The organism is Halomonas alimentaria (assembly GCF_009902005.1).
Lineage (GTDB): Bacteria > Pseudomonadota > Gammaproteobacteria > Pseudomonadales > Halomonadaceae > Halomonas > Halomonas alimentaria.
This window is the reverse complement of sequence record NZ_WUTT01000001.1, coordinates 1,899,880-1,912,696: the sequence shown is the minus strand read 5'-3', so window position 1 is coordinate 1,912,696 and position 12,817 is coordinate 1,899,880. Positions and strand designations below refer to the sequence as shown.

The 12,817-nt window shown below is 69.8% G+C and carries 14 protein-coding genes and 1 pseudogene; 2 read left to right on the top strand and 13 right to left on the bottom strand.

All coding sequences use genetic code 11. The annotated features are described in order from the left end of the window. Window positions 1-38 precede the first annotated feature (38 nt). Window positions 39-854, bottom strand: a complete 816-nt coding sequence (gene thiD / locus GRB96_RS09035) for a bifunctional hydroxymethylpyrimidine kinase/phosphomethylpyrimidine kinase (RefSeq protein ID WP_420841750.1) — start codon at window positions 852-854, stop codon at window positions 39-41. A 63-nt stretch (window positions 855-917) separates the two neighbouring features. On the opposite strand from thiD, the gene GRB96_RS09030 reads away from it, so the two are divergent. Then, on the top strand, window positions 918-1,349 hold the full coding sequence (locus GRB96_RS09030) for a YqaA family protein (protein WP_161431835.1): 432 nt from the start codon (window positions 918-920) through the stop codon (window positions 1,347-1,349). 14 nt (window positions 1,350-1,363) lie between these two features. Here GRB96_RS09030 and GRB96_RS09025 read toward each other — a convergent pair whose 3' ends face one another. The 5 genes from GRB96_RS09025 to GRB96_RS09005 form a co-directional block, all read right to left on the bottom strand. Beyond that, complete coding sequence (locus tag GRB96_RS09025) at window positions 1,364-2,779, bottom strand: TRAP transporter large permease (RefSeq protein ID WP_161431834.1); 1,416 nt, start codon at window positions 2,777-2,779, stop codon at window positions 1,364-1,366. Continuing rightward, the gene (locus tag GRB96_RS09020; RefSeq protein WP_161431833.1) at window positions 2,779-3,324 is read right to left on the bottom strand and encodes a TRAP transporter small permease subunit; all 546 of its coding nucleotides are present in this window, start codon (window positions 3,322-3,324) and stop codon (window positions 2,779-2,781) included. Before GRB96_RS09020 ends, GRB96_RS09025 begins: the two co-directional genes overlap by 1 nt. An 80-nt stretch (window positions 3,325-3,404) precedes the next feature. After that, on the bottom strand, window positions 3,405-4,229 hold the full coding sequence (locus tag GRB96_RS09015) for an endonuclease/exonuclease/phosphatase family protein (protein ID WP_161431832.1): 825 nt from the start codon (window positions 4,227-4,229) through the stop codon (window positions 3,405-3,407). 1 nt (window position 4,230) lies between these two features. Then, a complete protein-coding gene (locus GRB96_RS09010) occupies window positions 4,231-4,863 on the bottom strand; it encodes a thiol:disulfide interchange protein DsbA/DsbL (protein WP_161431831.1) in 633 nt (210 codons plus the stop codon). Window positions 4,864-5,025: 162 nt separating this feature from the next. Further along, the gene (locus GRB96_RS09005; RefSeq protein ID WP_161431830.1) at window positions 5,026-5,646 is read right to left on the bottom strand and encodes a c-type cytochrome; all 621 of its coding nucleotides are present in this window, start codon (window positions 5,644-5,646) and stop codon (window positions 5,026-5,028) included. A 233-nt stretch (window positions 5,647-5,879) separates the two neighbouring features. Between GRB96_RS09005 and yihA the strand changes: the two genes are divergently transcribed. Beyond that, window positions 5,880-6,509 carry a ribosome biogenesis GTP-binding protein YihA/YsxC gene (yihA, locus tag GRB96_RS09000; protein WP_161431829.1) on the top strand — a complete coding sequence of 210 codons (630 nt, stop codon included), beginning with the start codon at window positions 5,880-5,882 and terminating at the stop codon, window positions 6,507-6,509. An 87-nt stretch (window positions 6,510-6,596) separates the two neighbouring features. Here the strand turns inward: yihA and GRB96_RS08995 are convergent, their stop codons facing one another. From GRB96_RS08995 to argH, 7 genes and pseudogenes are all read right to left on the bottom strand, one after another. Beyond that, on the bottom strand, window positions 6,597-7,322 hold the full coding sequence (locus tag GRB96_RS08995) for an HAD family hydrolase (protein ID WP_161431828.1): 726 nt from the start codon (window positions 7,320-7,322) through the stop codon (window positions 6,597-6,599). Then, window positions 7,319-8,236 carry a tyrosine recombinase XerC gene (locus GRB96_RS08990; protein ID WP_161431827.1) on the bottom strand — a complete coding sequence of 306 codons (918 nt, stop codon included), beginning with the start codon at window positions 8,234-8,236 and terminating at the stop codon, window positions 7,319-7,321. The genes GRB96_RS08995 and GRB96_RS08990 overlap by 4 nt, the downstream gene beginning before the upstream one ends. Beyond that, window positions 8,229-8,945, bottom strand: coding sequence for a DUF484 family protein (locus GRB96_RS08985; protein WP_161431826.1), 717 nt, complete (start codon window positions 8,943-8,945; stop codon window positions 8,229-8,231). The genes GRB96_RS08990 and GRB96_RS08985 overlap by 8 nt, the downstream gene beginning before the upstream one ends. Before the next feature lie 39 nt (window positions 8,946-8,984). Beyond that, window positions 8,985-9,833 (bottom strand): diaminopimelate epimerase, encoded by an 849-nt coding sequence (gene dapF, locus GRB96_RS08980; protein WP_161431825.1) that lies wholly within the window; start codon window positions 9,831-9,833, stop codon window positions 8,985-8,987. Then, window positions 9,833-11,119: a diaminopimelate decarboxylase gene (gene lysA, locus GRB96_RS08975; protein WP_161431824.1), complete on the bottom strand. Its 1,287-nt coding sequence runs from the start codon at window positions 11,117-11,119 to the stop codon at window positions 9,833-9,835. Before lysA ends, dapF begins: the two co-directional genes overlap by 1 nt. Window positions 11,120-11,211: 92 nt before the next feature. Continuing rightward, window positions 11,212-11,328, bottom strand: a pseudogene (lptM, locus tag GRB96_RS15835) (LPS translocon maturation chaperone LptM); the annotation flags it as partial. Then, a complete protein-coding gene (gene argH / locus GRB96_RS08965) occupies window positions 11,328-12,746 on the bottom strand; it encodes an argininosuccinate lyase (RefSeq protein WP_161431822.1) in 1,419 nt (472 codons plus the stop codon). The gene argH and the pseudogene lptM, both read right to left, overlap by 1 nt. Between the last annotated feature and the right edge of the window lie 71 nt (window positions 12,747-12,817).

Here is a 12,817-nt window from a genome sequence, read left to right as displayed (position 1 = left end):
GCCGGCCGGGCCTGCAAGGCGAGATGCGCGAAAGGCCACTACCACCAGGCGTGGAAGTGGTGTACCGGCCCGTGGCCGTGCCCCACATCCAGCCGCCGGCTGGCGGCCAGCGCTGCTCCAAGCCAGTGCTTGGCCGCGGCCACCGCCTCCTCGAGGGCATCGCCCCGGGCGAGGCGTGCGGCGATCGCCGAGGAGAGGGTGCAGCCGGTACCGTGGAGGTTGGCGGTGTCGACCCGCGCCCCCTCGATCCAGGTGGCCGCCTCGGCGGTGACCAGCAGGTCGGGGCACTCCTCGCCGTGCAGGTGGCCGCCCTTGAGCAGGGTGGCCCCGGCGCCCAGCTCACGCAGCGCCGGGGCCATCGCCAGCATGCCGGCGCGGTCGGTCGGCGCCGGGGTGTCCAGCAGCACCGCCGCCTCGGGCAGGTTGGGGGTCACCAGGTCGGCCAGCGGCACCAGCACCTCGCGTACCGCGCGGATGCCGGCGTCGTCGACCAGGATGTCGCCGCTCTTGGCCACCATCACCGGGTCAAGCACCACCCAGCGCGGCCGGCGTCGCGCCAGGGCGTCGCGGATCACCTCGGCCACTTCGCGGCTGGCCACCATGCCGATCTTCGCCGCATCGATGCGCACGTCGTCGAGCAGGGTCGCGAGCTGAGCGGCGATAAAGTCGGCGGGCACCGGGTGAACCCCGCTGACGCCACGCGTGTTCTGGGCGGTCAGGGCGGTAATGACGCTGGTAGCATAGGCGCCGAGCGCCGAGAAGGTCTTGAGGTCGGCCTGGATGCCGGCGCCGCCGCTGGGGTCGGAGCCGGCGATGGTCAGGGCATTGGGAATCCGGTCTGAGAGGGGCGTCATCGTCATGTCATCACAGGGTCATTGGAAGGTTTCCAGCCTACTGCAAGGAGTGGGGGGTAGGCCATGCTGAGCCTCTTCCTGGTGGCCCTGGCCAGTGCCACCCTGCTGCCCGGTGGCTCCGAGGCATGGCTGGCACGGCTGTGGTGCCTGGAGCAGCCCGCCCTCGCCCTGTGGGCGGTGGCCACCGCCGGCAACACCCTGGGCAGCCTGGTCAACGTGGCCCTGGGCCGCTATGCGCGCCATTTCCAGGGGCGTCGCTGGTTTCCCGCCTCGCCGGCGAGCCTGGCGCGGGCCGAGCGCTGGTACCTCCGCTTCGGCGAGTGGAGCCTGCTGGCCTCCTGGGTGCCGGTGGTGGGCGACCCGCTCACCGTGCTGGCCGGCCTCTTCCGGCTTCCGTGGTGGCGGGCCATCCTGCTGATCGGCGTGGCCAAGGCGGCGCGCTATGCGCTGGTGCTGTGGCTCGCCGAGGCGTGGCTGGCGCCGCTCTGCCAGTAGCTCGCCGCGCGTGGCTAGAGCACCCCGGGCAGCCAGGTGGCCAGTCCCGGGAACAGCGCCAGCGCCCCCAGCATGCCGAGCTGGATCAGGATGAAGGGCAGCACCCCGCGGTAGATCGCCGAGGTGGGTACCGATTCTGGCGTCACCCCACGCAGGTAGAAGAGCGCGAAGCCGAAGGGCGGTGTCAGGAACGAGGTCTGCAGGTTCACAGCGATCATGATCCCCAGCCAGATGGGGTCGAGCCCCATGGCCAGCAGCACCGGCCCGACGATGGGCACCACCACGAAGGTGATCTCGATGAAGTCGAGGATGAAGCCGAGCAGGAAGATCACCAGCATCACCACCAGGGTGACGCCCACCACGCCGCCGGGCAGCGCCTCGAACAGTTCGATGACCAGCTCCTCGCCACCGAAGGCGCGGAACACCAGCGAGAAGAGCGCGGCGCCGATCAGGATCAGGAACACCATGCTGGTGACCTGGGCGGTGGAGTGGACCACCTCGCGCAGCATGCGAAGGTTCAGACGGCGATTGGTCAGGGCCAGCAGGAAGGCGCCGGCGGCGCCCACCGCCGAGGCCTCGGTAGGCGTGGCGAAGCCGCCGAGGATCGAGCCCAGCACGGCCACGATCAGCAGCACCGGCGGCAGCAGCCCCTTGAGCAGCAGTGGCCAGAGGCTGCCGCTGTGGCCGAGCTCCTCCATCAGTGCCTGTCGGTCCACCGGCGGGGCCACGCTGGGGCGCAGCCAGGCAGTCAGGATCACGTAGACGATATAGGCGGCCACCAGCAGCACGCCCGGGACGAGCGCACCGATGAAGAGGTCGCCCACCGAGAGGGTCCTGGGGCTCCATACGCCCATCGCCAGCTGGGCCTGCTGGTAGGCGTTGGAGAGCACGTCGCCGAGCAGTACCAGGGCGATGGAGGGCGGGATGATCTGGCCCAGGGTACCAGTGGCGCAGATGGTGCCGGTGGCCAGCGAGGCGGAGTAGCCGCGTTTGAGCATGGTGGGCAGCGACAGCAGACCCATGGTCACCACGGTGGCGCCGACGATGCCGGTGGAGGCCGCGAGCAGCATGCCGACCATCACCACGGCGATGCCCAGCCCGCCGCGCAGCGAGCCGAAGGCCAGGGCCATGGCGTCGAGCAGGGTCTCGGCGACCCGCGACTTCTCCAGCAGCACCCCCATCAGCACGAACAGCGGCACCGCCAGCAGGGTCTGGTTGGTCATGATGCCGTAGAGGCGGTTGGGCATGGCGCTGAGGTAGCCCGCCTCGAAGGGGACGGGAACCCCCAGGTGGGTAAGCGCGAAGCCCAGACCGGCGAAGATCAGGGCGGTGCCCGCCAGCGACAGTGCCACCGGATAACCCAGCATCAGCACGCCGCAGATGGTGGCAAACAGCACCAGGGGCATCAGTTCGAGCAGCGTTGCGAGCATTACAGCTTCTCCTCGTGGGTCGGCGTATCGGAGGAGAGGCGACCCTTGAGGATCAGCGTCTGGCGGATCAGCTGGGCGATGCCCTGCAGCAGCAGCAGGGCCGCCATCACCAGGATCAGGCTCTTGAGCAGGAACACCGCGGGGATGCCCCCATCCGGGGAGCGCTCGAGGATGGCCCAGCTGCTGCCGACATAGCCGAAGCTGCCGAGCAGGATATACAGGGTCACCGGAAGCAGCAGGAAGAGGGTGCCGAACAGGTCGGTGGCGGCGCGACCCCGAGGCGAGCGCTTGCGATAGAAGATATCGACGCGCACATGGGCGTCATGGCGCAGGGTCCAGGCGGCCCCGAGCATGAATACCATGGCGTGCATGTACATCACCGACTCCTGCAGGGCGATGCTGTGGACGCCGAAGATGTAGCGCATCACCACGATGGCGAACTGCACCGCCATCATGGCGAGTACCAGCCAGGCGGTGGCGCGGCCGACAAGGTCGGTCACGGCGTCGAGGCCCCTCAGCAGGCCCAGGTGGCGAGGGTGGGGCATGTCTCCTCCGCTGCCAGTTGATCCGGAGGCGCATCTTCGCCGATTCCCCGGCCAGCGTCACCTATCCGCGGCCAACGCGGTCAGTCCTGGTGGTCCTTGAGGCGTGGGGTGAGGGCCTTCAGGCAAGCCGCCGGCAGGCGAATATCCACGGCAATCGGCAGGTGGTCGGAGAACAGGTGGTCGAGCACGCGGACCTCGTCGGCCTCCAGGGAATTGGAGAGAAGGATATGGTCCAGGGCACGGCGTGGCTGCCAGGAGGGATAGCTGAGTGGCGGCCGTACCGGGTGCAGCGGCAGCGCGGCGCTGAAGCGCTGGTGGCCGTGGAGCTGCTCGGGGGTACAGTTGAGGTCGCCCATCACCACCACATGGCGCAACGGCTGGATGATCTCGGAGAGGTAGTCGAGCTGGCGTACCCGGCCTCGGTGGCTCAGCGCCAGGTGGGCGACGAACAGGTGTAGCGCGTCGGGGCCCTCGCCGAAGCGGGCGTGGATGGCGCCGCGTCCGGGTAGCGTGCCGGGGAGCTGGTGCTCCTCGATGCGGGCGGGAGGGAGTCGTGACAGCAGGCCGTTGCTGTGCTGGGCGATGCGGCCCAGATTGCGATTGAGCTGCTGGAAGTGATGGGGGAAGCCGCCATGGGTGGCGAGGTACTCCACCTGGTTGACGTGGCTGGAGCGGAAACTGCCACCGTCGGCCTCCTGAAGACCGACGATGTCGAAGCGCCCCAGCACCTCGCTAACCATGTCCAGGCGGTGCTGTCGCCGGGGATGAGGCAGCAGGTGCTGCCAGCTGCGGGTCAGGTAGTGATGATAGGCCGAGGTCTGGATGCCCACCTGCAGGTTGAAGGTGAGCAGCTTGAGGTGGCCGCCCTCAAGGGGCGGCATCCTTGCCTCGGCCAGGTGAGACATCTCAGTCTTCACGCTCCTCGCGGACCTTCCCGACCAGGGCCTCGGCGATCTGTGGCATGTTGGCCAGGCTGCCGGCGCTGCTCGGGCTGACCAGGTAGCGGCCGTCGACGATCAGTGCCGGGACGCCCATCAGGCGCATCTTGCGCATGCGGGAATTGGCCTGGTTGACCTGGCTCTTCACCGCGAAGGAGCCCAGCGCCTGCTGTGCCTCCTCCTCGCTCACGCCGTAGTCGCTGAAGAACTCGGCGATCTCGGCATTCCCGGTCAGGCTGCGGCCCTCCTCGTGAATGGCGTGGAAGAAGTCGTCATGGATGGCGTCGAGGATGCCCAGCTCCTCGGCGGCGTAGAAGGCCAGGGCGTGCTGGTTCCAGTCGCCGCCCATGGTGGCCGGCATACGCTGGAAGCTGACGTCGTCGGGAAGCTCGGCGACCCAGGCGTTGAGCGGCTCCTCGAGGTTGTCGCAGTGGGGGCAGCCGTACCAGAAGGCCTCGGTGACCTCGATCTGGCCCTCGTCCACGCGGGTCTCCACCGGCTCGGGCAGCACCTCGTAGTGCTCACCCTCGACCAGGTTCTGGGCCGAGGCCAGGCCCGGCAGGGCGAGGCCGGCGAGCACGAGCATCAGGGGTTTCAACATGGGCATCTCTCTCCTTGGGATGAATCGCGTCCCGGCGGGCCGGGTGTCGCTGCCTTTGAGCGCGTCGTCGGGCTCGGGTTCCCCACGCACGCTACGGCAAATATGCCAGGGGCGGCCCGAAGGCCGCCCCGACTGTGTGCAGATGCGCTGACCGAGACGGTCTCAGTGCAGGCCCAGCACGTAGTTGGCCACGGCCTCCATGTCGGCATCGCTCATCTTGCTGGCGATGTCGCGCATGATGTTGGCCGGATCATTGGCCCGCTCGCCGGAGGCGAAGGCCTGTAGGGTGGCCAGGGTGTACTCGGGATGCTGGCCGGAGAGCGCCGGGTAGACGGCGGTGCCGATGCCCTGGCCGGTGGGGGTGTGGCAGGCGGCGCAGGCCGGGATGCCCTTGGCCATGTCGCCGGCGCGATACAGTTCGCGGCCGCGGGCGACCAGCGCCTCGTCCGGGTCGGCCTGGCCCAGGGCCGCGTCCTTGTCGGCATAGAACTTGGCTACGTCCCAGGCGTCCTGGTCGGAGAAGTTGTCGACCTGGCCGGCCATCTGCGGCACCACGCGATTGCCGTCGCGGATGTCCATGATCTGCTTGGCCAGGTAGGAGGCCTGCTGACCCGCCAGGTTGGGGAAGGCGCCGGTGGGACTGATGCCCTCCTGGCCGTGACATGCCGCACAGGCGGCGGCCTTGTCGCGACCGGCTGCCGCATCGGCATCGGCCTCGAGGTCTGCGTGGGCGGCGCCGACGGCGCCCATGGTGATTGCCAGGCTTGCCAGTAACTTTCTCATCGCTAATCCACTATGCCGTTACGTTGTTGACCGGTACGTACCCTGGGTGTCGCCCGGATCGCGACGCCGGCCAGCCTATGGGTTATCGAGCGGGCCAATCGCGGACGTCGTGGGCGCGGTGGTACACTAGCGTGCCCCGGGTCGCAGACAAAAGACACTGTATTATACCGAATCACCCCGCCGGCGGGAATGCAAGCCGCCAGGCCCTTGATCAATGTCAGGAATTCTTGCCCATGGCGCGACTCAACTCTCGTCTCAACTACCAGACCGCCCGCTTCCTTATCAGCGCTCCGACCCTGGCCAAGTGCCCGGCGGACGACGGTGCCGAGGTGGCCTTCGCCGGCCGCTCGAATGCGGGAAAATCAAGCGCAATCAATACCTTGACCCGGCAGAATGCGCTGGCGCGGATCTCCAAGACGCCTGGGCGGACTCAGCTGATCAACTTCTTCTCGCTGGGTGACAACCTCGACCGGCGCCTGGTGGACCTGCCCGGCTATGGATACGCCAAGGTGCCCGAGTCGGTCAAGCTGGAGTGGCAGCGCCACCTCTCCGACTACCTTCAGCGCCGCGCCTCGCTCAAGGGCCTGGTGCTGGTGATGGATGTGCGCCACCCGCTGTCCGAGTTCGACCAGACCATGCTCGGCTGGGCCGATGCCCAGGAGATGCCGGTGCATATCCTGTTGACCAAGGCCGACAAGCTCAAGCGCGGCCCCGCGGCGAGCGCCCTGCAGCAGGTGCGTTCGCGGCTGCGCGAGTGGGAGGACCTGGTGAGTATCCAGCTCTTCTCGTCACTCAAGGGGCAGGGTATCGAGGAGCTCGAGGCGCGCCTGGATGCCTGGCTGCTGGGGCCCACAGAAGCGTAACTTTCGGTCGGAGCTTTCCCGTGGACGGCCTTCTTCGGCTTGTCCACGGCGCTCCTTGCCGGGGTCCACGGCGCTCCTTGCCGGGGGTCAGCTCCGTGCTTCCAGCCAGCGAATCAGCTCCGGCAGCTCGCGCACATGGGCCAGGCGGTGGATGCCCTGGGGCATCGGGCGGTCGTCGGGGCCGATCCACGCCGCGCGCATGCCCAGGCGACGGGCGGGCAGGGCATCCTCCTCCCAGGAGTCGCCCACGTGGAGTGCTCGCGCGGGGTGTACGCCCAGGCGTGACATCGCCAGCAGGAAGGGGCGCGGGTCGGGCTTGGGGGCGAGCAGCTCACCGGCGGCGACGGCCACCGGGAAGTGGCGGCCCAGCGGCAGGCGCGTGACCTCGACGTTGCCGTTGGTGATGCTGGCCAGCCGGTAACGTCGTCCCAGCGCCTCGAGCAGCGTCTCCACCTCAGGGTGCGGTTCCACCTCGTGCCTGAGCGCCATGAAGCGCTCCATGGCCCGGTCCGCCCAGTGTTCGGCGTGTTCATTCGTCAGCCCGTACTCCCCCAGCAGCTCGGCCAGCGCCCGTCGGCGCAGCCAGGTGAAGTCGCCGCGGCGTGGCGGATGGGCGGTGGCCAGGGCCTGGCGGCGCGCCACGAAGGCCTCCAGCGGGAAGCGCGCGGCGAAGCGGCCGCTGGAGGCCTCGGCCGCCTGCTCGGCCAGCGCCGCGTCGAGCCAGGCGTAGTGGCCCTGCTCGGTGCGCGTCATCACGCCGCCGTTGTCCCACAGGGTGTCGTCCAGGTCGAAGGTGATCGCCTCGAGGCTCATGTCGGGGTCTCGTCGTTGTGTCGACGCCGCGCCCGGGGGTGGGCGGCATCGTAGCTGGCCGCCAGGTGCTGCCAGTCGAGGTGGGTATAGACCTGGGTGGTGGAGAGGTTGGCGTGGCCCAGCAGCTCCTGGACGGCGCGCAGGTCCTGGCTCGACTCCAGCAGGTGACTGGCGAAGGAGTGGCGCAGGCGGTGGGGGTGGAGGTGTTCGTCGAGCCCGCGGCGCCGGGCGATCAGCGCCAGGCGCTGCTGGATGGCGCGATGACCCAGCCGGGTACCGCGCTTGCCCACGAACAGGGCGGTCTCGCCGGGGGCGGCCATGGCCGCGCGCACACCGGTCCAGGCCTGCAGCGCCTGGCGGGCACGCGATCCCACCGGAACCTGGCGCGGCTTGCCGCCCTTGCCCAGCACCCGTACCCGCTCGTCGCGCAGGTCGTCGAGGTCGAGCCCCGCCAGCTCCGCCAGGCGCAGGCCGCTGGAGTAGAAGAGTTCGAGCATCGCCTGGTCGCGCACCGCCAGGGGGGAGCCGTCGTGGGGCGTATCCAGGAAGTTCGCCAGGCGATCCACGTCCACCGGGCGTGGCAGGTGGCGGGGCTGACGCGGGCTGCGCACCAGTGCCACCGGGTTGTGGTCGAGGTGGCCCGCGGCGAGCAGGTGGTCGGCCAGGCGCGAGCAGGCCGAGCGACGCCGGGCCAGGCTGCGTGGCGCCAGGCCCCGGGCCCGCTCGCCGCCCAGGAAGCGGCGCATCAGGCCGGCATCCAGCTGGCGCCATGCCGTCACCTCCTGCTCCTCCAGGAAGTCGAGCAGGCGGGTCAGGTCGCGCCGGTAGGCGTCCAGGGTGGCGAGACTGGCGGTGCGCGCGAGCCTGGCCAGGAAGGCCTCCACCTCGGCGGCGAGCGGTCCGGGGCTAGGCATGCTCGGGGCCGAGGCGTATCAGCAGCCGTGCCACCACGTCGCCCACATATTCGGTGAACAGGGTGTCCATGCTGGCCCGGAAGTGATCGGGATCGGGGCTGGCCAGCACCAGGTACCCCAGCGGCTCGCCCAGGCTCAGCCGGGTGATGGCGCAGGAGCCCGAGCGACGCGGTGCGCTGGTGTGGGGCAGCAGGCGCTTCCAGTCGGTAGGTGTCAGTCGGGTACAGCGGCTGGTGCGGCCGTCGAGCAGCGCCGCCAGGCGTGACCCGGCATGCTCGTCGAGCACCTGGCGCGGGGCCTGGGGCGGGTGCGGCTCGGCATCGGAGAGGCTGGACGGGCACCACAGCGCCACCGCGGGCGTGGCGAAGTGCTCGGCGAGGTGGGTGGCCAGCGCCTGCCCCAGGGCGTCGCGGTCCTGGGCCTCCACCAGCGCCAGCACCAGCTCGCGGGTGCGCCGGTACTGGGCCTCGTTGTGGCGCGCCGACTCCAGCAGCTGCTCCAGGCGCCACTCGGCCTGCTCGGCGCGTGTTCTCAGGTCGTGGACCAGGCGCTCGAGCAGCGAGGTGGCGCCGCGCGCCTCGGGGTGGGGCACCTTGAGCTGCTGCAGCAGGCCTTCGCGGCCGACGAAGAAGTCGGGATGGGTGGCCAGCCATTCGGCGACCCGGTCCGGGTCGAGGGTCTTGCGCGGTTCTGGGGCGGCTCGTGACATGCCATCTCCTCGCGGGGTCGCGAAATCGGGTTAGCTCTCTCAGTAAAGCACCAGGCGGCCATCGAAGACGCGCTCGGCGGGGCCGGTCATGAACAGGGGGTGGCCGGGGCCGGCCCACTCGATGGTCAGCTCGCCCCCCGGCAGATGCACGTTGACCGGGCTCTCCAGCACTCCCTGGCGGATGCCGCTGGCCACCGCGGCGCAGGCGCCGGTGCCGCAGGCCAGGGTTTCGCCGCTGCCCCGCTCGTAGACACGCAGGCGGATCTCGTGCGCCGACACGACCTGCATGAAGCCGGCGTTGACGCGTCTCGGGAAGCGCGGGTGGGCCTCGATGGCCGGCCCCAGACGCTCGACGGGAGCCGTGTCGACGTCGTCGACCCGCAGCACCGCATGGGGGTTGCCCATGGAGACCACACCCACCTCGAGGCGCTCGCCGTCGACGTCCAGGGCGTGCAGTACGCGGTCCTCGGTCGCCTCGAAGGGCTCGGGGGTGAAGGGCAGGGCCTCGGGGGCGAAGCGCGGCTCGCCCATGTCGACCCGGATACGGCCGTCGTCCTCCACCTTCAGCACCAGCGGGCCGCCGGCGGTCTCCACGTGGATCTCGCGCTTGTGGGTCAGGCGCTGGTCGCGCACGAAGCGGGCGAAGCAGCGCGCGCCATTGCCGCAGTTCTCCACCTCGCTGCCGTCGGCGTTGTAGATGCGATAGCGGAAGTCCATGTCCGGGTCCCGGGGCGGCTCGACCACCAGCAGCTGGTCGAAGCCGACACCGAAGCGACGGTCGGCCAGGCGGCGCACCTGGGCGTCGGTGAAGTGGGCGCGCTGGGTCACCAGGTCGACCATCATGAAGTCGTTGCCGAGGCCATGCATCTTGGTGAAGTGCAGCAGCATCAGCGCGCTCCCTCCGGCAGCGGCTCTTCCGGCAGCAGGGACTCGCCTGCCCACAGCTCTTCGAGGCGTTCGCGACGACGCACCAGGTGGGCCTGGTCGCCATCCACCATCACCTCGGCGGGGCGCGGGCGGCTGTTGTAGTTGGAGGCCATCACGAAGCCATAGGCCCCGGCGGAGCGCACCGCCAGCAGGTCGCCGGGGGCGATGGCAAGCTCACGCTCCTTGCCCAGGAAGTCACCGGTCTCGCAGACCGGGCCCACCACGTCGTAGGTGGCGCTCTGCCGCGCACGGCGCGTGTCTACCGGCAGGATCGCCTGCCATGCCTGGTAGAGCGCGGGACGGATCAGGTCGTTCATGGCGGCGTCGACGATGGCGAAGTTCTTGGTCTCGCCGGGCTTGAGGAACTCCACCCGGGTCAGCAGCACCCCGGCATTGGCGGCGATGGAGCGGCCCGGCTCGAAGAGCAGGGTCAGGCGCTCGCTGCCGGGCCAGCTCGAGAGCCGCTCGAGCAGGGCGGTGGCGTAGTCGAAGGGCGCCGGCGGATGCTCGTCACGGTAGGGCACGCCGAGGCCGCCGCCCAGGTCCAGGTGCTCCACCTCGATGCCGCGCTCGCGCAGGGTCTCGAGCAGCACCAGCAGGCGGTCCAGGGCGTCCAGGAAGGGCGAGAGCTCGGTGAGCTGGGAGCCGATATGGCAGTCCAGGCCGGTGATGCGCACGTTGGGAAGCGTGGCGGCCAGTTCGTAGACCGCCAGCGCCTCGTCCACCGGGATGCCGAACTTGTTGTCCTTGAGCCCGGTGGAGATATAGGGGTGGGTGCCGGCGTCGACATCCGGGTTGACCCGCAGCGACACCGGGGCGACCTTGCCGAGCCGCCCGGCCACGGCGTCGAGGCGCTCGAGCTCGGGGCGCGACTCCACGTTGAAGCACTTGATGCCCACCTCCAGCGCCCGGGCCATCTCGGCCTCCTGCTTGGCCACGCCGGAGAAGACCACCCTGGCCGGGTCGCCGCCGGCGGCCAGCACCCGCTCCAGCTCGCCCATCGAGACGATGTCGAAGCCGGCGCCCAGGCGGGCCAGCAGCCCCAGCACCGCCAGATTGGAGTTGGCCTTGACCGCATAGCAGATCAGGTGCGGATGGCTGCCCAGCGCCTCGGTGTAAGCACGGAAGTGGCGCGCCAGGGTGGCCTTGGAGTAGACGTAGCAGGGCGTGCCGAACTCCTCGGCGATGCGGGTCAGCGGGACCTCCTCGCCGTAGAGCACGCCGTCGCGGTAGTTGAAGTGGTCCATGGCTACTCCTCGTCCTCCCGGGGTTCGCTGCCCTCGCGCTCGGCGTCGTCGCCCGCGGGGCTTTCCTCTTCGCTCTGCGCGGCCTCACGGGGACCATACTGCTCGGCGGCCTGCTCGTCATCGGGCAGGTAGAGCGGCCCCTTCTGGCCACAGCCGGCGAGCCCCAGGATCAGTGCCAGGCCGAGCGCCGGGACGGCAAGTCGGGCCATCAGGCACCTCCTGTCAGGGCAGCGAGGGCCTCGCGGGCCCGCTGGGCGGCGGCGCGCACCTGGTCGGGGGCGGTGCCGCCGATATGGTTGCGGGCGGCTACCGAGCCCTCCAGGGTCAGCACCTCGAAGACGTCCTGCTCGATGGTGTCGGAGAACTGCCGGAGCTCGTCGAGGGTCATCTCGGAGAGGTCCTTGCCTTCGCGGATGCCGAAGGCCACTGACTCGCCGACGATCTCGTGGGCGTCACGGAAGGCCACCCCCTTGCGCACCAGGTAGTCGGCCAGGTCGGTGGCGGTGGAGAAGCCGCGGCGGGCTGCCTCGGCCATGCTGGCCTTCTTCGGCTCGATGGCGGGGATCATGTCGGCGAAGGCCTTGAGGCAGTCCTTGACCGTGTCCACGGCGTCGAACAGCGGCTCCTTGTCCTCCTGGTTGTCCTTGTTGTAGGCCAGCGGCTGGGACTTCATCAGGGTCAGCAGGCCCATCAGGTGGCCGTAGACCCGGCCGGACTTGCCGCGCACCAGCTCGGGCACGTCGGGGTTCTTCTTCTGCGGCATGATGGAGGAGCCGGTGCAGAAGCGGTCGGGCAGGTCGATGAAGTCGAACTGGGCGCTGGTCCACAGCACCAGCTCCTCGCTCATGCGCGACATGTGCATCAGCAGCAGGCTGGCGAAGGCGGTGAACTCGATGGCGAAGTCGCGATCGCTGACCGCGTCGAGGCTGTTCTCGGCGGGGCGCTCGAAGCCCAGCAGCTCGGCGGTGACATGCCGGTCGATGGGGTAGGTGGTGCCGGCCAGCGCGGCGGCGCCCAGCGGCATCACGTTGACCCGCTTGCGGCAGTCGAGAAGCCGCTCGTGATCCCGGGCCAGCATCTCCTGCCAGGCCAGCAGATGGTGGCCGAAGGTCACCGGCTGGGCGGTCTGCAGGTGGGTGAAGCCCGGCATGATGGTGTCGGCCTCGCGGTCGGCGAGCTCGATCAGCCCTTCGCGCAGGCGGGCCAGCTCCATGGCCACCTGGTCGATCTCGTCACGCAGGAAGAGGCGGATATCGGTGGCCACCTGGTCGTTGCGCGAGCGACCGGTATGCAGCTTCTTGCCGGTGATGCCGATCTTCGCGGTCAGGCGTGCCTCGATGTTCATGTGCACGTCCTCGAGCTCCACGGACCACGGGAACTCGCCGCGCTCGATCTCGCCGCGCACCTCGTCGAGCCCCGCGATGATGGCGTCGCGCTCGGCCTCCTCGAGCACGCCGACCCGGGCCAGCATGGTGGCGTGGGCGATGGAGCCCTGGATGTCGTGGAAGGCCAGGCGGCGGTCGAAGGCCTCCGAGGCGGTGAAGCGGGCGACGAAGGCGTCGGTGGGCTCGCTGAAGCGGCCCCCCCAGGACTGGTTGGTGCCGGGGCTGGAAGAGTTCGAGGTCATCGGCTTGGGATCCTGCATGACGGGTTGCGGTTGGCTGGGGGCGAGGGCCCCCCGCGGCCGCCGGTCTCGCG